Source organism: Corynebacterium aurimucosum, from assembly GCF_046895345.1.
In the GTDB taxonomy this organism is placed as follows: Bacteria; Actinomycetota; Actinomycetes; order Mycobacteriales; family Mycobacteriaceae; genus Corynebacterium; species Corynebacterium aurimucosum_G.
Window position 1 is genome coordinate 721,451 of record NZ_CP160096.1, and the last position, 20,464, is coordinate 741,914.

At 59.0% G+C, this 20,464-nt stretch carries 19 protein-coding genes and 1 tRNA gene; 9 read left to right on the top strand and 11 right to left on the bottom strand.

Translation table 11 applies throughout. The annotated features are described in order from the left end of the window. Positions 1-54: 54 nt before the first annotated feature. Entirely contained in the window at positions 55-618 is a 564-nt protein-coding gene (efp, locus tag ABZS45_RS03550) for an elongation factor P (protein WP_010190126.1), read from the top strand. Position 619: 1 nt separating this feature from the next. Then, positions 620-1,150 carry a transcription antitermination factor NusB gene (gene nusB / locus ABZS45_RS03555; protein ID WP_412100663.1) on the top strand — a complete coding sequence of 177 codons (531 nt, stop codon included), beginning with the start codon at positions 620-622 and terminating at the stop codon, positions 1,148-1,150. A 212-nt stretch (positions 1,151-1,362) separates the two neighbouring features. On the opposite strand, the gene ABZS45_RS03560 is transcribed toward nusB, so the two are convergent. From ABZS45_RS03560 to ABZS45_RS03585, 6 genes are all read right to left on the bottom strand, one after another. Beyond that, entirely contained in the window at positions 1,363-2,127 is a 765-nt protein-coding gene (locus tag ABZS45_RS03560) for an amino acid ABC transporter ATP-binding protein (protein ID WP_412100664.1), read from the bottom strand. Next, the gene (locus ABZS45_RS03565; protein WP_412100665.1) at positions 2,127-3,080 is read right to left on the bottom strand and encodes an amino acid ABC transporter permease; all 954 of its coding nucleotides are present in this window, start codon (positions 3,078-3,080) and stop codon (positions 2,127-2,129) included. The genes ABZS45_RS03560 and ABZS45_RS03565 overlap by 1 nt, the downstream gene beginning before the upstream one ends. Then, on the bottom strand, positions 3,073-3,954 hold the full coding sequence (locus ABZS45_RS03570; RefSeq protein ID WP_412100666.1) for an ABC transporter substrate-binding protein: 882 nt from the start codon (positions 3,952-3,954) through the stop codon (positions 3,073-3,075). Before ABZS45_RS03570 ends, ABZS45_RS03565 begins: the two co-directional genes overlap by 8 nt. 4 nt (positions 3,955-3,958) lie before the next feature. Then, positions 3,959-4,774, bottom strand: a complete 816-nt coding sequence (locus ABZS45_RS03575) for a DUF368 domain-containing protein (RefSeq protein WP_412100667.1) — start codon at positions 4,772-4,774, stop codon at positions 3,959-3,961. Positions 4,775-4,910: 136 nt separating this feature from the next. Beyond that, the gene (locus ABZS45_RS03580) at positions 4,911-5,186 is read right to left on the bottom strand and encodes a hypothetical protein (protein WP_412100668.1); all 276 of its coding nucleotides are present in this window, start codon (positions 5,184-5,186) and stop codon (positions 4,911-4,913) included. Between the two features lie 67 nt (positions 5,187-5,253). Then, positions 5,254-5,327, bottom strand: a tRNA-Leu gene (locus tag ABZS45_RS03585). A 91-nt stretch (positions 5,328-5,418) separates the two neighbouring features. Here ABZS45_RS03585 and polA point away from each other — a divergent pair. Beyond that, on the top strand, positions 5,419-8,070 hold the full coding sequence (gene polA, locus ABZS45_RS03590; protein ID WP_412101130.1) for a DNA polymerase I: 2,652 nt from the start codon (positions 5,419-5,421) through the stop codon (positions 8,068-8,070). A 22-nt stretch (positions 8,071-8,092) separates the two neighbouring features. Here the strand turns inward: polA and ABZS45_RS03595 are convergent, their stop codons facing one another. Both ABZS45_RS03595 and ABZS45_RS03600 read right to left on the bottom strand, forming a co-directional pair. Further along, positions 8,093-8,563 (bottom strand): RDD family protein, encoded by a 471-nt coding sequence (locus ABZS45_RS03595; protein ID WP_412100669.1) that lies wholly within the window; start codon positions 8,561-8,563, stop codon positions 8,093-8,095. Between the two features lie 60 nt (positions 8,564-8,623). After that, positions 8,624-9,364, bottom strand: coding sequence for a class I SAM-dependent DNA methyltransferase (locus tag ABZS45_RS03600; RefSeq protein ID WP_412100670.1), 741 nt, complete (start codon positions 9,362-9,364; stop codon positions 8,624-8,626). A gap of 241 nt (positions 9,365-9,605) precedes the next feature. Here ABZS45_RS03600 and rpsA point away from each other — a divergent pair, with 241 nt between their 5' ends. Together rpsA and coaE are read left to right on the top strand one after the other, a co-directional pair. Continuing rightward, on the top strand, positions 9,606-11,066 hold the full coding sequence (rpsA, locus tag ABZS45_RS03605) for a 30S ribosomal protein S1 (RefSeq protein ID WP_010190105.1): 1,461 nt from the start codon (positions 9,606-9,608) through the stop codon (positions 11,064-11,066). A 114-nt stretch (positions 11,067-11,180) separates the two neighbouring features. Beyond that, a complete protein-coding gene (gene coaE, locus ABZS45_RS03610) occupies positions 11,181-11,783 on the top strand; it encodes a dephospho-CoA kinase (protein ID WP_412100671.1) in 603 nt (200 codons plus the stop codon). A 14-nt stretch (positions 11,784-11,797) separates the two neighbouring features. Here coaE and ABZS45_RS03615 read toward each other — a convergent pair whose 3' ends face one another. Then, complete coding sequence (locus tag ABZS45_RS03615; protein WP_412100672.1) at positions 11,798-13,162, bottom strand: DUF4185 domain-containing protein; 1,365 nt, start codon at positions 13,160-13,162, stop codon at positions 11,798-11,800. A gap of 104 nt (positions 13,163-13,266) precedes the next feature. On the opposite strand from ABZS45_RS03615, the gene ABZS45_RS03620 reads away from it, so the two are divergent. From ABZS45_RS03620 to ABZS45_RS03635, 4 genes are all read left to right on the top strand, one after another. Then, complete coding sequence (locus tag ABZS45_RS03620; RefSeq protein ID WP_412100673.1) at positions 13,267-13,629, top strand: DUF4259 domain-containing protein; 363 nt, start codon at positions 13,267-13,269, stop codon at positions 13,627-13,629. 97 nt (positions 13,630-13,726) lie between these two features. Then, the gene (uvrB, locus tag ABZS45_RS03625; RefSeq protein ID WP_412100675.1) at positions 13,727-15,820 is read left to right on the top strand and encodes an excinuclease ABC subunit UvrB; all 2,094 of its coding nucleotides are present in this window, start codon (positions 13,727-13,729) and stop codon (positions 15,818-15,820) included. Between the two features lie 110 nt (positions 15,821-15,930). Next, positions 15,931-16,377: a universal stress protein gene (locus ABZS45_RS03630; protein ID WP_412100676.1), complete on the top strand. Its 447-nt coding sequence runs from the start codon at positions 15,931-15,933 to the stop codon at positions 16,375-16,377. Between the two features lie 139 nt (positions 16,378-16,516). Continuing rightward, positions 16,517-16,957 (top strand): universal stress protein, encoded by a 441-nt coding sequence (locus ABZS45_RS03635; protein WP_412100677.1) that lies wholly within the window; start codon positions 16,517-16,519, stop codon positions 16,955-16,957. A gap of 85 nt (positions 16,958-17,042) precedes the next feature. On the opposite strand, the gene ABZS45_RS03640 is transcribed toward ABZS45_RS03635, so the two are convergent. Both ABZS45_RS03640 and ABZS45_RS03645 read right to left on the bottom strand, forming a co-directional pair. Continuing rightward, positions 17,043-17,792 carry an App1 family protein gene (locus tag ABZS45_RS03640; protein WP_412100678.1) on the bottom strand — a complete coding sequence of 250 codons (750 nt, stop codon included), beginning with the start codon at positions 17,790-17,792 and terminating at the stop codon, positions 17,043-17,045. Next, positions 17,750-20,308 (bottom strand): HelD family protein, encoded by a 2,559-nt coding sequence (locus tag ABZS45_RS03645; protein ID WP_412100679.1) that lies wholly within the window; start codon positions 20,306-20,308, stop codon positions 17,750-17,752. Before ABZS45_RS03645 ends, ABZS45_RS03640 begins: the two co-directional genes overlap by 43 nt. Between the last annotated feature and the right edge of the window lie 156 nt (positions 20,309-20,464).

Sequence of the window (20,464 nt, forward strand, 5' to 3'; positions counted from 1 at the left end):
GCTTAGACACTGTTTTCATAGTTTCGACTACAAGTTATTTGGGAGAGTCATTTCATGGCAGATACCACTGATTTCAAGAACGGACTCGTTCTGAAGATCGACAACAAGCTGCAGCAGATCGTTGAATTCCAGCACGTCAAGCCTGGCAAGGGTCCTGCATTCGTGCGCACTAAGCTCAAGGATGTGGTCTCTGGCAAGGTCACTGACAAGACCTTTAACGCTGGTGTGAAGGTGGAGACCGCCAATGTTGACCGCCGCGACATGACCTACCTGTACAACGATGGCCAGAACTACGTGGTCATGGATGATAAAACCTACGAGCAGTACGAGCTGCCGTTTGATAAGTTCGGCGACGCCGGTAAGTTCCTCTTGGAAAACATGCGTGTCCAGGTCTCCTTCCACGACGGCGAGGCTCTGTTCGGTGAGCTTCCGATCTCCGTTGACCTGAAGGTTGAGCACACCGAGCCGGGTCTGCAAGGTGACCGCTCCAACGGCGGCACCAAGCCGGCGACACTCGAGACCGGTGCCGAGATCCAGGTGCCGCTGTTCATCGAGACCGGTAACACCCTCAAGATCGATACCCGCACTGGCGAGTACCTCTCCCGCGTCAACAACTAAGATGACCCGACCAGAGCCTAACTATAAGCGGCACACCGCGCGCTACCGCGCGCGCCGCCGAGCTGCGGATATTCTCTTCGAGGCAGAATCACGCGACGTTGATCCGGTAGCCATCGTGGAAGACCGCGTCGAGCTTGCTCGCGACCCGGAAAACGGCGTGGCGCCGATCGCGGACTACACCCGCGAAATCGTCAGCGGAGCAGCTGAAGAGCTGGACGCCATCGATGATGCCATTGCTCGCTATCTCTCCAGCGAGTGGTCGCTCGAGCGCATTCCCGCCGTTGACCGCGCGATCATGCGAGTATCGGTATGGGAAATCCTCTTCAACGCGGATGTTCCGAACGCTACCGCGCTTGTCGAAGGTGTTGAGCTTGCCTCGGAATACTCCAATGACAAGGCAGCGCCTTATATCCATGCGGTGTTGGATGACGTCATCCAATCACAGTCTGCGGATAGCCCGATGGTCTCGTCCTCTGCCGAAGAGCCCGAGGAGCCCGCTGAGACTGCGGAAACAGAAGGGGCCACCGAATAGGACCCCACCGCTAGCGTTAATTGTTTCGCCAGCCCTTTTCAGAAAAACTCCGGCCACTTACCCTTTGCGGACTGGCCGGAGTTTTGTTTTGGACGGGTTCACATGGAAAACTGCCCTAGTTGCCAAAGATCTGGCCAGATCTTAAAGGCGGGACGAGAAACTTTGGCAACTAGGGCTGTGCGGCGGTGCTGCGTGCGTGGTGGTGCAGCGCGCTAGAGCAGCGAAGAGAGGAAATCCTTCGTGCGCTGGTGCTGAGGATTGTCCAAGACTTGCTCGGGGGTGCCAGTTTCGATGACGCTGCCGCCGTCCATGAAAACGATGGTGTCGGCGACCTCCCGGGCAAAGCCCATCTCGTGAGTGACGACGAGCATGGTCATACCATCGGCGGCGAGTTCCTTCATAACGCGGAGCACCTCACCGACGAGCTCGGGGTCGAGGGCGGAGGTGGGCTCGTCGAAAAGCATGAGCTTCGGGTCCATGGCAACCGCGCGGGCAATGGCGACGCGTTGCTGCTGACCACCAGAGAGCTGGACTGGGTAGGCGTCCGCCTTGTGTGCGAGGCCAACCTTTTCCAGCAGCTCCATGGCCTTCTTCTTTGCCTGCTCCGGGTTCTGCTTCTTAACCTGGATGGGGGCCTCGATGATGTTTTCTAGGACCGTGCGGTGGCTAAACAGATTGAATTGCTGGAAGACCATTCCGATGTCTTGGCGCTGGGCTGCGGCTTCCTTCTCGGAGATTTCATAGAGCACGCCATTGCGCTCGCGGAAGCCAATCAGTTCGCCGTCGATGTAGAGGCGGCCGGCCGTGACCTTCTCCAGGTGATTACAGCAGCGCAGGAAGGTGGACTTACCGGAACCGGAGGGGCCCAGTAGGCACGTGACCTCGCCGGGCATGACGGTGAGATCGATGCCCTTGAGAACCTCAAGTTGGCCGAAAGACTTGTGCACATTTTGTGCGGAAATCATGGGAGTCGGCATTAGTTCTTTACCTCCGGGATGACAGAGACGTTGCGGGGAATGGTTCCTTCGGCATCCGCCAGCGCGGCCAACTGGCGGCCGGTGAGCTCGCGGGTGGCACCGCGCTCAAAGCGGCGCTCCAAGAAGTACTGGCCCACCATGAGCAGAGAGGTGATGGCCAAATACCACGTCGCCGCGACCATAAGCAGGGGGATGGGCTCGAAGAGCGCAGCCGAAATGTCCGTGGCGCGGCCAAAAATCTCCGCCGTGTAGGGAATAGCAACCACAAGAGAAGAAGTTTTGAGCAGTGAAATAAACTCGTTGCCGGTCGGCGGGATGATGATGCGCATGGCCTGCGGGAGCACCGTGCGGCGCATGGTCATCCACCATCCCATTCCCAGGGCCTTGCTGGCTTCCTTCTGTCCCTCGGGAACAGAAGAGATACCGGAACGGACAATTTCCGCCATATAGGCGGCCTCGTTGAGTCCCAAACCTAAGACGGAAAGAAGGAAAGCGTTATTGAGCACCTCGGTGAGGGAAATCTCTGTGAATCCAAGGTTGATGGATTGGTAGAGGGCTGAAAGCAGACCCCAGAAGACGAGTTGCACGTAGATTGGGGTGCCACGGAAGAGCCACAGGAATACCCACGACACGCCACCTAGCACAGGGTTAGGGGACATGCGCATCACCGCGAGGGCTGCGCCTCCCACAACACCGATGATCATCGCCAGAATCGTAATGGCAATGGTGTGCAGTGCTGCGGTGGCAATCCGAGTATCGAAAAGATACTGGAAATACGTGCCCCAGCCGAAGGCTTCGTTGCGCGCCGAAGAGATGATGAACCATACGGCAAGCAGGGCGAGCAGGGTGGCGAAGAGCCAGCGCCAGGGGTGACGCAGTGGGCGAGCTTCAATCTTTTCCGGGGGAGTCGAAGCCGCTGAATCGGGCGCAGCCGGGAGAGAGGAGTTAGTCATTGATCGGCCTTTCATTAATCATTGCGTGTTCGACGAGTCCCTCGGTTACACCCCATTTATCGAGAATCTCCGCGTAAGCTCCGGTGTCGATGAGGTGTTGAAGCGCCGCTGCCACGGCTGGGCCTAGGTCGGAATCCTTTGGCACAGCGAAGCCGTAGGGTGCTGCGTCGAACATCTCGCCGACCATGGACATACGGCCATCCGAGCGGTTGACCGCCCATGCGGAGACTGGTGAATCCGCTGAGAGCGCGTCCGCTCGGCCCATCAAGACCGCTAGCGCGGCGTTATCGCTCGTGTCATAGGGCAGGATGGTCAAGTTACCATCGCAGGCTTCCTGCTTGGGACGCAGATCGTCGGTTTCCGACACCGTCGTGCGCTGCACCGCGACGGTAAGGCCACAGGGATTCGATGGATCGACCTTGTGGGGGCCGTCGGTGAGTTCTGCCCACTGGATGCCGGCGTAGAGGATGTCGACGAAATCGAAGTTTTCCCGGCGCTCTTCGGTATCCGTAAACCCAGAGCCACCAAGGTCAATCTGTCCCGACTGGACCGCCGGCAGAATCATAGAGAAATCCTGCTCCACCGGCTGGAATTTGAGCCCCAGCACTTGGGCAACTGCATTGGCCAGGTCCATTTCGAGGCCGATGAGTGCGCCATCGGAATCTTTGAATTCGAAAGGTGCAAACGGTGGGTTTGTGCCCACGGTGAGGACACCGTCGGCGTCCTCATACATCGAGGCAATCTCGGGTACTTCGTCCACGTTGGGTGCGGACCAGCCTTCTGGCAGTGCTGGTTCCTCGTTCGTGACGCAGCCGGAGAGGGCAGCCGAAGCCAGCACTCCGGTCACGCCCACGATGGCCGTCTTCTTATTCATGCTTTTAACTCTCTTGGTAGCTTGCGGCTTTGCGCCGGTCCACAACGATGAAAATGGCCACGATGATGCCACCAAGCGCGATCATAAGCAGGATGAGCGGCGTGGAAGCATCTTGGTCAGCGCCCCATGGCCACAACGCACGCAGGGAGCCGAGCATGAAGCCAGCCATGGCCGCGAGGGTGATATCGCGGTGATTATCCAGAAGGTAGTTCAACACCTTGACGAAGACTGCGAGGCCGCACACCGCGCCAAGTGCGAAGACACCCACGACGATCATGTTGCGGTCCGAGACTGCACCGATGATCGGCGCGTAGAGGCCCATCGTCAGCAAGATAAGGGAGCCTGAGACACCAGGGAGAACGAGCGCGCACACGGCCACCATCGCGGCGAGGAAGACGACGATCAGGTTGGGATCTTCTACGGGAGTGGAGGTAAAGCCGGTGACGAAGAAGATTGCGACAGCGGCGATGACAAGCGCAGCGATGGACGCGGGAGACAAACGCGACATCATGCTCAGTGGCACGATGATAGAGACGGCGACCATACCGAGGAAGAGGGCGCTGGATAGCGAAACCTGGCCCTCCACAAAGTTGTGAAGGATCGTGGAGAAGCCGAAAACGGCGGCGAACATGCCGACGGCTACGGAGACGAGGAAGCCCCATTCGACCTTCTTGAAACGGCCGGAGATGAGATCATTGGCGTTATGCAAAGCACGCTCATAGATACCGACGATGAGCGCAACGGTGCCGCCGGAGATTCCGGGGACTAACTCGGCCATGCCAATAAGGGCGCCGCGAATGGCGTTAAAAAGATAATGCATAAACCGAAAGTAACCTTGACTGTCTACCCGGTGGGATTGCCGTGCCGGGAAGAGTGGGTGAGCAGATGACTTTTTATTCTCTCACCGCACAACAGGCTTATGCAAACTATTCAATTTGCGGAAGGTTATACGACTTTTACATTGGCAGGCGCTTGGCCACCTCGCCGTAGATCGAACCCAGGATGGCGAAGGCAGCGAGGCCTACGAGGCCGTCGAGAAGCACGGTGTAGAAAGTGTTGAGCTGCGGATCATCTGAGGACGCCGCAGACTTACGCAGCTCCTGGTAGTAGGAGGAACCTTCCACCTTGGAGGAAACCTCCTTGTCGGTGCTCGATTCTGCGGCAGTAGCCACGGTGGTACCGCCCAAGGTGAGGGCAACGGCGGTGCTCACGGCGATGATAGTGCGACGCATAGTAACGGGTTCCTTTCGGTTGAAAACGCTAACACCCCACAACAGGCTCTGTTGCGGGGTGGAATTGTGCCCCTGGTGAGACTCGAACTCACACTACACGGGTTTTGAATCCGTTGCCTCTGCCAATTGGGCTACAGGGGCGCACAAGCAACGATATTAGCGCAGCCGACCAATGTGAACCTAATTGCCTGCCTACGGCCCTCAACGGTGCCGCTCCGTGCAACACGTTAGGATGGGCCGGGTGACTACTTCTCAGCCCCGACTCTTGCTCATTGACGGCCACTCCATGGCCTTTCGCGCATTTTATGCACTGCCCGCGGAGAACTTTTCCACTTCAGGCGGTCAGCACACGAACGCTGTGTACGGATTCCTTTCCATGCTGGCGAATATCCTGGCCGAAGAGAAGCCAGATTTCGTCGCCGTTGCCTTCGACGTGGGGCGCAAGACCTTCCGTACCGAGATGTTTCCCGAGTACAAGGCGCAGCGAGAGGCTGCTCCTGAAGAATTCCGCGGCCAGGTTGAGCTCATCCGAGAAGTGCTAGAAACACTGGGAATCACCACGCTGTCGCGTGAGAATTTCGAAGCCGATGACATCGTGGCCACGTTGTCTACCCAGGCGGGCGCGGACTATGAGACCTTCCTGGTCACCGGTGACCGCGACTATTTGCAGCTTGTCGACGACTCCACGACCGTCCTTTATCCCATGCGCGGGGTGTCCAAGCTGCATCGTTTTACGCCGGAGGCGGTGAAGGAGAAGTACGGCCTGAGCCCCGAGCAGTACCCGGATTTCGCAGCCTTGCGCGGCGACCCTTCCGATAACTTGCCGTCTGTCCCTAAGGTGGGGGAGAAAACCGCCACGAAGTGGATTACCCAGTATGGCTCCCTCGATGGCCTCATCGAGCATGCCGAAGAAATCAAGGGTGTGGCGGGGCAGAACTTCCGAGATCGCATCGAGCAAGTCAAGCTCAACCGGAAGCTCACCCAGATGGTGACGGATATGGACCTCGAGGTCGGCCCGGCAGATTTGGAATTCAAGGGTGCGGTGGCCAGCGAAGTCGCGGCACGTTTTGATGAGCTGGAGTTCGGTACCAACCTGCGCGAGCGGGTCCTTAACGCTGTTCCTCATGACGCCGCCGCTGAGGCTGCTGCGATAGAAGAAGCCCCAGAAGTAGCGGTGACTGTGGTGGATACACCGCTGGCTGAGTGGCTCAAGGGCAAGGAGCATGTCGCGGTATTCGTGCAGGGTGACGGAACCCCAGGTGCAGGAGATGCGGCAGCGCTAGCACTGGTCGATTCAGCTTTTGAGGGACTCCAGATTGAATTGGCGGACCTGGATGCAGAAGATGACGCCGCCCTGGCCGCGTGGTTGTCATCAGATGCGCCGAAGTATTTGCACGAGGCTAAGGCTGCCTGGCACATGCTGGCGGGGCGAGGTATTGAGCTGCGCGGAATTGCCCATGACACCGCCCTCGCTGCCTACCTCCTGCGCCCGGGTCAGCGCACGTATGCGCTGACGGACGTGTACCAGCGCCATCTGCAGAAGTCCCTGGGAGCGGCGACGGAGCAGCTTTCTATCTTGGATGAGAACCCGCTGGTGGATCAAGCCGGTGCGATTATGGAGCTTGCCGCAGAGCTGACTGCTCAACTCCAAGAGATTGACTCCTTCGAGTTGTATACAGATCTTGAGTTGCCGCTCGTGGGCATTCTGGCCCAGATGGAGGCCGCTGGTATCGCAGTTGACCGCAATGTCTTGGAAACGCAGCGTGATGCTTTCATTGAGCAGGTCAATGAACAGGAACGCGCCGCCCGCGAGCTGGCTGGTGATGATTCACTTAACCTGAACTCCCCGAAGCAGCTGCAAGCGGTGCTCTTCGATACTTTCGATATGCCGAAGACGAAGAAGACTAAGACAGGTTATTCGACCGCAGCTAAGGAAATTGAGCAGCTTGCTGCCACGCATCCGCATCCCTTCTTAGACCACCTGCTGGCGCACCGCGAGTATCAGAAAATGAAGACGACGCTGGAGGGACTCATCAAGACCATTCAGCCGGATGGCCGCATTCACACCACGTTTAACCAGACGGTGACTTCAACCGGCCGCCTATCCTCGACAGAGCCGAACCTGCAGAACATCCCGGTGCGTACACAGGCAGGCCGCCAGATCCGCTCGGCCTTCGTGGTCGGTGAAGGCTATGAAACCTTGATTACGGCCGATTACTCGCAGATTGAGATGCGAGTCATGGCGCACCTTTCTGCCGACCCTGGGCTTATTGAGGCTTACCGGGAGGGTGAAGACCTCCATAACTACGTTGGTTCGAAGGTTTTCGATGTTCCTGTCGATGAGGTCACCCAAGAGCTGCGCCGCCGAGTCAAGGCCATGTCCTATGGCTTGGTCTATGGGCTATCCGCCTTCGGCTTGTCGCAACAGCTGGGAATTCCGGCGCGAGAGGCCAAAGAGATCATGGAGAGCTACTTCGAACGCTTCGGTGGCGTGAAGCGCTACCTCGACGAGGTTGTCGTGCAAGCCCGTAAGGACGGCTACACCTCTACGGTCTTTGGGCGCCGCCGTTACCTGCCAGAGCTAAACTCTGATAATCGTGTTGCTCGCGAGAACGCCGAGCGCGCAGCGCTCAACGCCCCGATCCAGGGAACTGCAGCAGACATCATTAAGGTTGCCATGATCCGCGTGGATAAAGCCCTGGAAGGTATGGTCTCGCGGGTGCTGCTTCAGGTTCATGATGAACTCGTGGTGGAGGTAGCGCCTGGCGAAGCAGAGGACGTACACCGGATCCTGGAACGCGAGATGGACAAGGCTATCGAGTTGACTGTTCCTCTCGAGGTCTCCGTAGGGGAGGGCAAGAACTGGGACGCCGCAGCGCACTAGGTCTGCTGCCGAGTACTTGGTCTTAGGTCAAGCCCACCGCGCGCTCGTCTTCGGTGGGCGTGCGGCGTTCGACCAAGCATCCAGCGAGTAGGTCGAAAGGGGTTTGCCCCAGTAGGAGGACGCTGAGGCCGAGGATGCCCAGGATGGTTTCCTCCACGAAGGGGAGTCCTGTCAACGCGAGAAGCGTGAGAAGGAGCCAGCCGTTGCGAATGGCTGCGCTGCCGATTCCGGGATGCTCAGCAATGACTTCTAGCTTTAGCGACCACTTGCCCAGGGAGGTCTGCTTTGTAGCCTCTGCCCACACTCGGTAAACGTAAAAGACGAGGGCGAGGGCAACGATGTCATAGACAGCGCCTGCTCGACCGCTCAGCACTCCATCGGCGAGGAGGTTGATAAGCCACTTGAGCGCCACGATGATGGCGGCGGCGAGAAAGGCATCAATCCACCAGGCCACTGCACGGCGCACGAAAATCCCGAGGCGTTCTAGAAGCATGGCTATCAGCTTAGTTCGCTGCAGCCGATTGATTCGATACCAGGGGAGGTAGTGTCTGACCTACCGTGCTTCGCACACGAAGATGGCGGTGCCGGGGAAAATGGCTCCCCGTTCAGGCGACCATTGTCCCCACGTAAGTGTGTTTTCCTCCGGCCACTCGGGTTCGATGAGGTTGCGAATTTCAAATGCACCGCGCACTTGGAGCGCTCGCACCCAATCGCCCATCGTGCGGTGGAACTCGGCATAGCTGAGCTCACCAAAGTCATCCTGCTCTAGGTAGGCGCGCTCGAAATAGGGCAGCTCCGCGGTGAGGTTCTGTGGATCATCAGGGAAAACCCAACGCATGGGGTGCGGCACAGAAAAGACGAAGCGGCCATGAGGGCGCAGAACACGGTGGACTTCGCGCAGTGCCTGGTCAAGGTCGGCCACGAAAGGAAGGGCCCCGAAGGCAGAAAAGGCGATGTCAAAGGCTGCATCACGATAGGGAAGTGCTAGGGCATCAGCCTGAATCAGCGGTAGCCCACCCTCCGCATGGGAAAGCATGCCGGACGAGAGATCGAAGCCCGTCGCAAAGCGCGCGCGTCCTTGTAGCCACCGCGTGCAGGGCGCGGAGCCGCAACCGAGTTCCAGAACGGCAGCGGAGGCGACATCGCCCAGAAGCCGCGCTTCAGACTCGTGCAGCATCTCTGGACACCAGTAGAAAGAGGATAGATATTCGGGGTGTTCCGCGTGGTAGGAATCGGCGTCACGATCCCAAAAAATGCGATTGGCTGAGGAAGCAGAAAAAGCTGCAGAAGACATTGTCACTTTTCCAATTTCTTTTTCGTGTTGTATTTGCCGTTTTAGCTGCGAGGATGTAGGGTTGTACGGGCGTGTCTATGACTCGGGACGCGCTGGGCTACTGTAGGAGAGCTCGGCACGGCTGCGAGTCGGGATTGAAATCCATCTTAAGCCTTGCGCATTTGCGCTGCTTAAAGACGCTTTTCAAGAGACGCGTAACTGTCCAATTACGATCTCCTACGTTTATTCGGAGCATAACTACATGCCAACTTCTAACACCCCTCAGGTTGCGATCAACGACATCGGAACCGCAGAGGACTTCCTCGCAGCTGTCGACGCCACCATCAAGTACTTCAACGATGGTGACATCGTCGAGGGCACCGTGGTCAAGGTTGACCACGACGAGGTCCTGCTCGACATCGGTTACAAGACCGAGGGCGTCATCCCGTCCCGCGAGCTCTCTATCAAGCACGACGTCAATCCGGATGAGGTTGTCGAGGTCGGCGACGAGATCGACGCACTTGTTCTCACCAAAGAGGACAAGGAAGGCCGTCTGATCCTGTCCAAGAAGCGCGCACAGTACGAGCGCGCTTGGGGCGCCGTCGAAGAGCTGCACGCCAAGGAAGAGCCGGTTACCGGTACCGTCATCGAGGTTGTCAAGGGTGGTCTCATCCTCGACATCGGCCTCCGTGGCTTCCTCCCGGCTTCCCTCGTTGAGATGCGCCGCGTTCGCGACCTGGAGCCGTACATCGGCCAGGAGCTCGAGGCCAAGATCATCGAGCTGGACAAGCAGCGCAACAACGTTGTCCTGTCCCGCCGCGCATACCTCGAGCAGACCCAGTCCGAGGTCCGCTCCGAGTTCCTGCACCAGCTGCAGAAGGGTCAGGTCCGCAAGGGCGTTGTCTCCTCCATCGTCAACTTCGGCGCCTTCGTCGATCTCGGCGGTGTCGACGGCCTGGTTCACGTTTCCGAGCTGTCCTGGAAGCACATCGACCACCCGTCTGAGGTTGTCACCGTGGGCGACGAGGTCACCGTCGAGGTCCTCGACGTTGACCTGGACCGCGAGCGCGTGTCCCTGTCCCTGAAGGCAACCCAGGAGGATCCGTGGCGCGTCTTCGCCCGCACCCACGCTGTGGGCCAGATCGTCCCGGGCAAGGTCACCAAGCTCGTTCCGTTCGGTGCCTTCGTTCGCGTCGAGGAGGGCATCGAGGGCCTCGTCCACATCTCCGAGCTGGCTCAGCGCCACGTGGAGGTTCCGGACCAGGTTGTCAACGTTGGCCAGGAAGTCATGGTCAAGGTCATCGACATCGATCTCGAGCGTCGCCGTATCTCCCTGTCTGTTAAGCAGGCAGACGAGGACTACACCGACGAGTTCGATCCGTCCAAGTACGGCATGGCTGACTCCTACGACGAGCAGGGCAACTACGTGTTCCCGGAGGGCTTCGACCCGGAGACCAACGAGTGGCTCGAGGGCTACGACGAGCAGCGTCAGGCTTGGGAGGCTCGCTACGCCGAGTCCGAGCGTCGCTTCAACCTGCACACCGCTCAGATCGAGCGCAACCGTGCTGCAGCTGCTGAGGCCGCTGAGTCCGCTGCCAACTCCAACTACTCTTCCGAGTCTCAGGATGCAGCTCCGGCATCCGATTCTCAGGCAGAGGTTGGTGGCTCCCTCGCATCCGACGAGCAGCTCGCTGCTCTGCGCGACAAGCTCGCTGGCAACTAAGAAGGGCGCTGTCTCGGTTCGCTCCTAGCGATAAGTCCGAGATGGTCTCATTCTTGAGGAAGGCCGCTTCTCCCCACTGTGGGAGGGGCGGCCTTTCGCGTATCCTAAGCCGGTATGAAACTCATTGGATTAACCGGCGGCATTGGCAGTGGAAAATCGACGGTGGCGCAGCTCCTCCTGCACCACGGATGGGAGCTGGTTGATGCCGATCAGATAGCCCGGGACATCGTTGAACCGGGGCAACCAGCGCTCGCTGAGTTAGCAGACGCCTTCGGGGAGGATATCCTTCAAGCCGATGGAAGTCTCGCTCGTGGGCTGCTGGCTTCCCGCGCTTTCGCTAGCCGGGAGAAGACCGATCTCCTCAACTCTATTACACACCCGCGTATTCAGGAGGAAACCCAGGCTCGCTTCGACTCCGCGCGCCGCGCTGGCGCCGACTTCGTGGTGTATGACATGCCGCTCCTCGTGGACAAGGGTCTACACAAAAATATGGACGCCACCATCGTCGTTGACGTCGATGTGGAGGAGCGGGTTCGCCGCCTCGTGGAGTATCGCGGGCTGGATGAGGGGGATGCGCGCCGCCGGGTAGCCGCGCAGGTCCCGGACGATGTGCGCCGCGCCGCTGCTGATTTCATCATTGATAACAACGGCGCTCGCGATAAGCTCGATGCGCAGGTTGACGGGGTCGTCGAAAAGCTCCGCTCCCGGTTCACCTAGGAATGCGCAATTAACTAACGCGTCGCTACGACGTCAGAGACTTCAACGTGGTCGTTGTTTTCCATGTCTTCGCCCACGAAGTCGAGGTCTGTGCGCATGAGCATGGTGTTGTAGTCATGCCAGGACGTCAGAGTGTAATAGAGGTGCTGATCGTCCTGATTCGGCAGAACGAAGGGAGCATAGGTGTCATTGAGCGGCTGGCCGCTGACAACCTTGGTGGTCTTTTCGCTCACCAGCATGCGGCGCGGCGACCATGGGCCTTCGGGGCTATCGGCCGTGCGCATGACGATGCCTTCGCCCTCCACCCCGTACATAGTGATGTATTTGCCCAAGTAGTGGTTGTAAGCCACAGAGAGTTCGGATACCTTGCCGTCGAGTACTTCGGTGGCGCGAGCCGGATTCTTCACCCAGGAGCCGTCAGAGTAGTAGCTGAAGGCTTCCTCGTTAGGAAACTCCGATTTCAGCGCACGGGACAAATATGCTGGGCCGCGGCGGCCGTTGCCGGTGGTGAAGCGGTAAATGTACTCGCCGTGCTCGATGAAGGCTGATTGCTGAAGCTTCTCAAACCCTTGACGGTAGTTGGCGCCGCCGGGAATCGGCGCGTTCGCTCCGTGGCTAGCGTTGGTGCGGGTGGCCTCTGGCACCGCGTGCCACGTGACCCCGCCATCAGTCGACTTCACGGTCGCACCAAAGTTGGTGGACCAGCCGGTCTTCGGATCGTGCCATGAGCGCACCGACATGTAGTCGATGTAGTGCACGCCGTCGACCACTATGCCGGCCGTGGGGATAGTGGTGCGCTCGCCGTTGGTGTCTAGATCTCCCACCTTCTGGGAAGGGATGAACTCCTTAGCCCGGCCTTGAGCCGACCATCCAGAGCTAGTTAGTGCTTCCTCCAAGCGCAGGCCATCACCATAGTCGTGGTCGCTCGTGCGCAAAAGGAGGTTGGAACGCCACCCGTCGCCCTCGCTTGAGCAATCCATGGAATCGCCGAAGACATAGTAGGATTTGCCCGCGCCATCCGAGTAGGCGATGCCGAGGTCAGTTCCGGAAATATCAAACTTCCGGTCGGTGCGGTTGGGAGAACCGGAACCAGTGATGAGCTGCATGATTTGGGTCGGCCCGCCTTTGATCTGGCGCTGGTTATAATTGCTGCGCTGTGGTGCCTCAGTATTGCCCGAACTGCTGGACCGGGAAGAACTGCCGAGTAGGGCGTCGAGCCCACCGAGCGAAGAGCCGGAAGTCTCGGGCTTCGACGTGAAGCTGCCGGACCTTGAGTAGGCCGTACACGGAGAGGCGTGGGCCGCGGGGGAGTGGGTCACGATAGCTACAGGTACCAGCCCGGCGATGGTCAATGCGCTGGCAAGAGAACGAAACTTCATGTCAGCAGATTCTAAAGGAGAGCGCCAACTTTTAAAGGATATGGCGGCTAAAATTTACCTTGTGCTCGCATCCCGTTCACATTCCCTGCTTAATCTGCACCTCCATGGGAACGTGGGATGTTGGGCCTTTTGATAATCACGCCGCGTGCGAAGTGCTCGCGGCAATCCGTGATGGCTCCTTCGATCTTGATACGTTTAAGAAAAGCTGCGTGGATTCTCCCATGGACGTCGACGATGCCGAGGTAATCATTGCTTTGGGGGCCTTGGCCACCACGCCGGAAGATAGGCTTCCACTCGGAGTAAGTGCAGCCGCTGTCAAAGCTTTGCGCACACCGCAGACCCGGGCCTGGTTGCGCAAGAAAATCAATACAGCGATGGAGCCCAACAGTTCCCCGATTTATGCGTTGTGGGAAACCACGGGTGAGCTTGAACTGTGGTTGCGCAGGACGCGCGCGGTGCTTCCCTAGCTCGGACTAGGATTTTGCCCTGCAGATTCATCTTCCCTCGATTGGCCAGCAGATGGGACCTAGCAGGTTTCGTGCGGGCCGCGTTAGACTGGTCAGCATGGCTTTTGCTGCTGAACACCCCATCCTGCCCGTCTCCGAACATCGCCCTGTTGGCGAAATCGAGCGGCGCTCAGCCGAGTTCCGTGTTGAGTCCGAATTCCAGCCCGCTGGCGACCAGCCCTCCGCCATCGCGGAACTGGATGAGCGGCTCAGTCGCGGCGAGCGCGACGTGGTACTCATGGGTGCCACGGGTACCGGTAAATCCGCGACAGCCGCCTGGCTCATCGAAAAGCAGCAGCGCCCAACACTTGTGATGGCGCCGAATAAAACGCTGGCGGCGCAACTGGCGAATGAGCTGCGCCAGCTTCTCCCGCACAACGCGGTGGAGTACTTCGTCTCCTATTACGACTACTACCAACCGGAAGCCTATATCGCGCAGACGGATACCTACATTGAGAAGGACTCCTCTATTAATGAGGACGTGGAGCGCCTCCGCCACTCCGCCACGTCAGCTCTTCTTTCTCGCCGTGATGTGGTTGTTGTTTCTTCTGTGTCGTGTATCTACGGTCTGGGCACGCCGCAGTCCTATCTTGATCGCTCCGTCGTGCTAGAGGAAGGGGAGGAGATCGACCGCGATCGCTTCCTCCGCTTGCTCGTGGATATTCAGTATGACCGCAATGACGTGGGCTTTACGCGCGGAACCTTCCGCGTCAAGGGCGATACCGTGGACATTATCCCTGCCTATGAAGAGCGCGCGGTGCGCATCGAGTTCTTCGGCGATGACGTGGACGAGCTCTATTACATCCACCCCTTGACGGGCGACGTGCTGGAGCGGGTCGACGAGGTAAGAATCTTTCCCGCAACGCACTATGTAGCTGGGCCAGAGCGCATGACCCGTGCCATCGAGGACATCAAGGAGGAGCTCGCGGAGCGCCTCGCGGAGCTGGAGAACCGCGGCAAGTTGCTCGAAGCGCAGCGCCTGCGCATGCGTACCGAATATGACCTTGAGATGATCGAGCAGGTGGGTTTTTGCTCCGGCATTGAGAACTATTCGCGCCATGTCGATGGTCGTCCCGCTGGGTCCGCGCCGGCGACGCTCTTGGACTATTTCCCAGAGGACTTCCTCACCATCATCGACGAGTCTCACGTGACCGTCCCGCAGATCGGCGGCATGTTTGAGGGCGATATGGCCCGCAAGCGCAACCTCGTGGAGTTTGGATTCCGTCTTCCTTCCGCCGTAGACAACCGGCCATTGACCTTTGATGAGTTCGAAGAACGCGTGGGACAAGCGGTGTACATGTCGGCGACGCCCGGTGATTTCGAAATGACGGCTTCCGGCGGTGAGTTCGTGGAACAGGTCATTCGCCCTACCGGTCTGGTTGATCCCAAGGTGACGGTCAAGCCCACCAAGGGCCAGATCGATGACCTCATCGATGAGGTCCGCGCCCGCACCGCGAAGCAGGAGCGCGTCCTAGTCACGACCTTGACCAAACGCATGGCAGAGGACCTCACGGATTATTTGCTGGAACACGGTATCAAGGTGCGCTACCTCCACTCGGATATTGACACGCTTCAGCGCGTGGAGCTGCTGCGTCAATTGCGCTTGGGTGAGTTCGACGTTCTCGTGGGCATCAACCTGCTGCGTGAGGGCCTCGACCTTCCTGAAGTTTCACTTGTCGCCATCTTGGATGCCGATAAGGAAGGTTTCCTGCGCTCCACCACCTCGCTTATTCAGACTATTGGCCGCGCCGCCCGAAATGTGTCCGGTGAGGTCATCATGTACGCCGATAAGATTACGGACTCGATGCAGGAGGCCATCGAGGAGACTGAGCGGCGCCGTGAGAAGCAGATTGCCTATAACAAGGAGCACGGCATCGACCCGCAGCCGCTACGCAAAAAGATCGCCGATATCTTGGACCAGGTTTATGAGAACGCCGATGAGCAGGGCCAGGACGCGGATCCCACGGCCATCATCGACAAGCCGGATGTGTCCTCCATGGCTGCCGACGAGGTGCAGGCGCTTATCGACGACCTGACGACCCAAATGCGCGAGGCAGCCCGGGAGCTCAAATTCGAGTTGGCGGGGCGCTTGCGCGATGAGATCGCTGATCTGAAAAAGGAGCAACGCGGTCTTAAGGAAGCCGGCATTTGACGACGCGCCTAGTCCTGAAATTTGCTAACTCAATGTGCGGGTAAAACCCGTCTCTGCATAGCAGACCGTGTCATACTGTTAAGGATTAATCGCTACTTATAAGGAGAATTATGCTGAGCTACAACGTTATCGCTGTCGGAACCGATGGTTCTCAGACGTCCATGCGCGCTGTCCGTTCTGCCGCGTCCATGGCGCGCGCTTATGACGCGACGCTGATTATCGTGTCTGCTTTCTACAACCACTCGGGTTCGATGCTCGGCGCCCCGAACTCAGAGGACGCCCGAGTACCAGTGGTGAGCGAAGAGATGTCGGAAAGCTTCCTCAACAATGCTGCGGAGATCGCACACGGCGAGGGGGCGGAGCGGATTGAGATCATCGCTAAGTCCGGTGACCCTGTGAATTCGCTCCTCGAGGTCGGCAGGGACCACGACGTTGATATGTTCGTTGTGGGTAACAAGGGAATTCATTCGGTGCGTGGTCGCGTGTTCGGCTCCGTGGCGACGGAGCTTACTCGTAAAGCCCACACTGACGTCGTCGTGGTCAACACCACTGACTAGGGCAGAACATGGCGCGCTGAGCCTCGTGCGCGCTGATCGACGTGAACGCGCCAGCGTTGTTAGACTAGCGGGTGCGCAAAAGCTTTAAAATTTTGTCAAGCGGTGGCCTCATGGTTGGGGCCAGCGAAGAAAGGTCATCATGAGCGATTACAACAAGATCGTGGTCGGCACCGACGGTTCCAAGTCCTCCCTGCTTGCAGTGGAGCGCGCCGCCAAGATCGCCGCAGCCTTCGATGCCACCCTCATCATCGGTTGCGCCTACTACGAGAACCAGGAGCAGGCTTCCAAGACCCTGCGCCAGGATTCCGTAACTATTCTCGGTGATGAGAAGGCCCAGGTCAACCTCGCCTCCGGCAAGGAGCACGCAGAGAAGTTCGGCGTGACGAAGGTGGAGACCGCTGTGCGTCCGGGCACCCCGGTTCAGGCCCTGATGTCCATTGTCAACGACAACAAGGCAGACCTGCTCATCGTAGGTAACCGTGGAATCAATTCTCTGACCGGCCGCCTTCTGGGCTCGGTCCCTGCGGATGTCGCACGCCAGTCTGACTGCGACGTCATGATTGTTCACACCGTCAACTAACGCTTTATTGCGTGCACGGCGCGCAGCGCCCAGAGACCTTCAAAGAAGGAGTTACCTGGGCCGCTGCGCGCCTTTTCTTATCCTCCTAGCTGGAAGGAAGCGTGCGGTAGGCACGGGCAAGGGCATTACCGTCGGTGCCTTGAATGAGCGGAATATCGAAAGAAGACTGCTCGTTGACCTTTACCAAAGGGGCGAGCGAACCGTGGGATAGCAACTGCTCCTGCGGTGTGAGATTGCGAATCGCAACTGCTGCCACATGGTTAGGATGCTCCGCTGCCGCGTCCGCATAGGTCAAGGGATCGTGCTGGCCATCATCACCGATAAGTAGCCAGCGCAGTTTGCGGAAAGCGATGAACAGGTTTCGCAATTGGACGCGCTTGTGCTCCAGACCATTGCGGAAGAGGCCGGTAGGTGTAGGCCCCCAATCCGTCAGGAGTAGCGGGCCACGGGGGAATCCGTTTTCCGCCATGAAATTCACCAACGTGTCATAGGTGTTCCACGCGCCGGTGGAGAGGTAAATGAAGGGAGCTTCTGGGTGCTGCTGGGAGATCTCTCGGTAGAAGCTGGCCATGCCTTCTACTGGTTTGCGCGTATTGGTGCGCTTGACCCAAGAATTCCACGCCGCAATCATCGCGCGTGGCAGCCACGTCACCATGATGGTGTCATCGATATCGCTGACGACACCGAAGATCGTGTCCTTATCCACGATGAGGACCTCCGCGCTGGCTTCCTCGGCGCCCTTGGCGCGGATGGTGACCTCGTGCCAACCGGGTTCTAGCCCGTGGTCATGGACTAGCACGTCGATATAGCCGTTGTCGTTCGTGGTGCCCGCCACCGTTTTCCCGCCAACCGTAACTTCAACCTCGTGGTGCGTGACCTGAATGGTGAAGAACTGGCGGTAACCGCGTTGAGCCCACGTATCGCGCTCTTCGGAGGCAGGGTCATGCATGAGGACCCGCCCCAGCACGTGGACGAATTCCTCGTTGCCGTAGCCGGCATAGCCAGTAACACTGGGGCGCCAGCCTTTGCGTGCTGAGCGCTTGAGTGAGTAAGCATTCGCGGTGGATTCAACTTTGCGGGCGATATCGGAAAGTGCCATGCGCACCAGATTAACGGAAAAACCTCCGCGTAGCGGCCGGCGATGGTGAGGGACTGCGTCGCTCGCGTCAGCGCCACGTAGAGATTGTGCAAGCCCTGCGGGGACGCTTCCACGATGTCATCCGGATTGACTACGGTGACGTGGTCAAACTCCAGTCCTTTGATCTGCTCAACGTTGGCTGCGGTGATCACAGCGCGCAGGCGCCCGTCAGCGTCGTGGAAGGTTGCTGGCTGAAGGTCGCTCTCACCGTCCTGCCAGATAACGTCCACACCGTCGCGCACCGCGATGCCTGGCGTGGCCTCGGGGTTAATGGATTGAAGGAGCTGGTTGGCCAGCTCCGTGATCGGGCGCGGGGTTCGGTAGTTAACGCTCAGACCGTGCAATCGGAAGCGCTGGCCGACGAAAGGCTCGAGAGTCTCTCCCCAATCATCAACCCCGGCGGGAGCTCCAGTCTGGGAGGTATCGCCGACGAGCGTCATCCACCGGGAAGGGCTGCGCCGGAAAATCATGCGCCACTCCATCGGGGTCAGCTCCTGGGCTTCATCGACGATGACGTGCCCGTAAGCCCATGTGTAGTCCTCCCGGGCACGTTGAGCGGTGGTGCGGGAATCCCGAACTTCGTGGCGTCGAGCGAGGTGCTCGGCATCGATGACGTCGTGGGCAGAGAGAATCTCCGCTTCGAACATGTCATCATCGTTGTCGGTGGAATCAGATGAGCTCAGAATATCGAGGGCATCTTCTGCCTCAGCTACCTGCTCACGCCATTCTTTCTCCTCTGCAGCGCGTTCCGCTTCTGGGTCTGGCATGCCGATGAGGACAGCGAGCTCGTCGAGAAGCGCAGCGTCGGACGCCGCCCAAGCCCGGCCATCCTCCCGGTAGAGGGCACCCCGGGTTTCCTCATCGTAGGCGCTGGCCGCTGAATCGATGCGTTCGGTGCTGTTCAGGAGCTCGGCGAGCACATCTGTAGGCGCCAGATGGGGCCAGAACTCGTCGATGAGCTCCAGGACCTGCGGTTCTTCAGCGAGATCATCGTGGAGCTGGTCCACATCTGCGCGGGAGAGCAGGTTGGCCCCGCCGAGCGGATCTGCGCCAATGCGGTCAGCCATTTGCTGAGCCAATGACTCGATGAGGTGCTCTGCAAATGCCGTTTGAGCATCGTTGTGTGGCTTGCGCGAGCGCCGTGCGCGGGTTCGTGCTGCCTTGACCATCTGGGGGTCCACGGTGAGCTCGAGCCGGTCGATCTCCAGCGTGCGCGGCTGCTCCGGTAGACGCTGGTAGTCCTTGACCGCATTGCCGAGGATTTCCACCATGGCTGCGGAGCCCTTGATCTCGCGAGCGAGTAGGGATTCTGGGTGAGTGGCTTCGATGCCAGGGAAGAGGGAAGAAATGGTGGAGAGCACAACGCCGGTCTCACCAAGTTCCGGGAGCACTCGGGAAATGTATTCCAGGAAGGTGGAATTGGGGCCGACGATGAGCACGCCCGTGGCGGCTAGTTGTTCGCGGTAGGTGTAGAGCAAGTAAGCCACACGGTGCAGCGCCACCGCCGTCTTGCCGGTTCCTGGTCCTCCTTCAACGACCATGACGCCGCGCGTGCTGTCACGGATGATTTCGTCTTGCTCGCGCTGAATGGTCTCCACAATGGAGGGCATATGGCCAGTGCGGGCACGCTGCATGACGTGGTGGAGGGCGGACTCGCTTGCGACATCACTGCTGTCAGCAGAGGACTCTCCCTCCAAGACCTCGTCGCTGATTCCAGTAACCGTGCGTCCGGTGGTCCGGATATGCCGGCGGACGTGAACCCCTTCAGGGTGCGCAGTGGTTGCCAGGTAGAAGGGCCGCGCCATCGGCGCACGCCAATCCAGAAGGAGCGTCCGGTAGTTCTCCTCCCTGGCGTCGAGCCCCATGCGGCCGATGTAGCGCCGGTCCAGGCCTTCCGGGGTGGGGTTATCGCCGGGTGCAACGATGTCGATGCGCCCAAAAACTAAGCCGAGCTGGGCCACGTTGAGGCGATCCAATTTGGCCTGCAGGCCGTGGTACTCGGTCTCTCGCCGAACGAGTGCATCGGCATCCGGGGTATGCGGATCGACGGCAGCTTGCACTTCGTTCAAGCGCACGTTGGCCGCGTGGACCTCGTTGTCCAAACGCTCAAAGAGGCCGTCGACATAGGCTTGTTCGCTAGCTATTTCGGCGCTTTGCTCGCTCGCGTGAGCGCCGGTTTTCCCGGTGTGAGTCGCGGGTGAAGATTCAGACACAAGGCTCCTTGGGTGCGTATGAAGGCTTCTCGTGAACAGACGGGAAGTAAGAAGGGAGATAAAGGAAGAATGGACAGGAAAAAGAACAACGGCCCAGCATACTAGCTGAGCCGTTGTCGTCTCCACCGCGGTGATTATCGCGGTGCATTGCGGGGC

Coding starts and splice junctions, on each gene's coding strand:
- efp (WP_010190126.1), top strand. CDS start 55: ATGGCAGATACCACTGATTTCAAGAACGGACTCGTTCTGAAGATCGAC.
- nusB (WP_412100663.1), top strand. CDS start 620: ATGACCCGACCAGAGCCTAACTATAAGCGGCACACCGCGCGCTACCGC.
- ABZS45_RS03560 (WP_412100664.1), bottom strand. CDS start 2,127: ATGCCGACTCCCATGATTTCCGCACAAAATGTGCACAAGTCTTTCGGC.
- ABZS45_RS03565 (WP_412100665.1), bottom strand. CDS start 3,080: ATGACTAACTCCTCTCTCCCGGCTGCGCCCGATTCAGCGGCTTCGACT.
- ABZS45_RS03570 (WP_412100666.1), bottom strand. CDS start 3,954: ATGAATAAGAAGACGGCCATCGTGGGCGTGACCGGAGTGCTGGCTTCG.
- ABZS45_RS03575 (WP_412100667.1), bottom strand. CDS start 4,774: ATGCATTATCTTTTTAACGCCATTCGCGGCGCCCTTATTGGCATGGCC.
- ABZS45_RS03580 (WP_412100668.1), bottom strand. CDS start 5,186: ATGCGTCGCACTATCATCGCCGTGAGCACCGCCGTTGCCCTCACCTTG.
- polA (WP_412101130.1), top strand. CDS start 5,419: ATGGGCCGGGTGACTACTTCTCAGCCCCGACTCTTGCTCATTGACGGC.
- ABZS45_RS03595 (WP_412100669.1), bottom strand. CDS start 8,563: ATGCTTCTAGAACGCCTCGGGATTTTCGTGCGCCGTGCAGTGGCCTGG.
- ABZS45_RS03600 (WP_412100670.1), bottom strand. CDS start 9,364: ATGTCTTCTGCAGCTTTTTCTGCTTCCTCAGCCAATCGCATTTTTTGG.
- rpsA (WP_010190105.1), top strand. CDS start 9,606: ATGCCAACTTCTAACACCCCTCAGGTTGCGATCAACGACATCGGAACC.
- coaE (WP_412100671.1), top strand. CDS start 11,181: ATGAAACTCATTGGATTAACCGGCGGCATTGGCAGTGGAAAATCGACG.
- ABZS45_RS03615 (WP_412100672.1), bottom strand. CDS start 13,162: ATGAAGTTTCGTTCTCTTGCCAGCGCATTGACCATCGCCGGGCTGGTA.
- ABZS45_RS03620 (WP_412100673.1), top strand. CDS start 13,267: ATGGGAACGTGGGATGTTGGGCCTTTTGATAATCACGCCGCGTGCGAA.
- uvrB (WP_412100675.1), top strand. CDS start 13,727: ATGGCTTTTGCTGCTGAACACCCCATCCTGCCCGTCTCCGAACATCGC.
- ABZS45_RS03630 (WP_412100676.1), top strand. CDS start 15,931: ATGCTGAGCTACAACGTTATCGCTGTCGGAACCGATGGTTCTCAGACG.
- ABZS45_RS03635 (WP_412100677.1), top strand. CDS start 16,517: ATGAGCGATTACAACAAGATCGTGGTCGGCACCGACGGTTCCAAGTCC.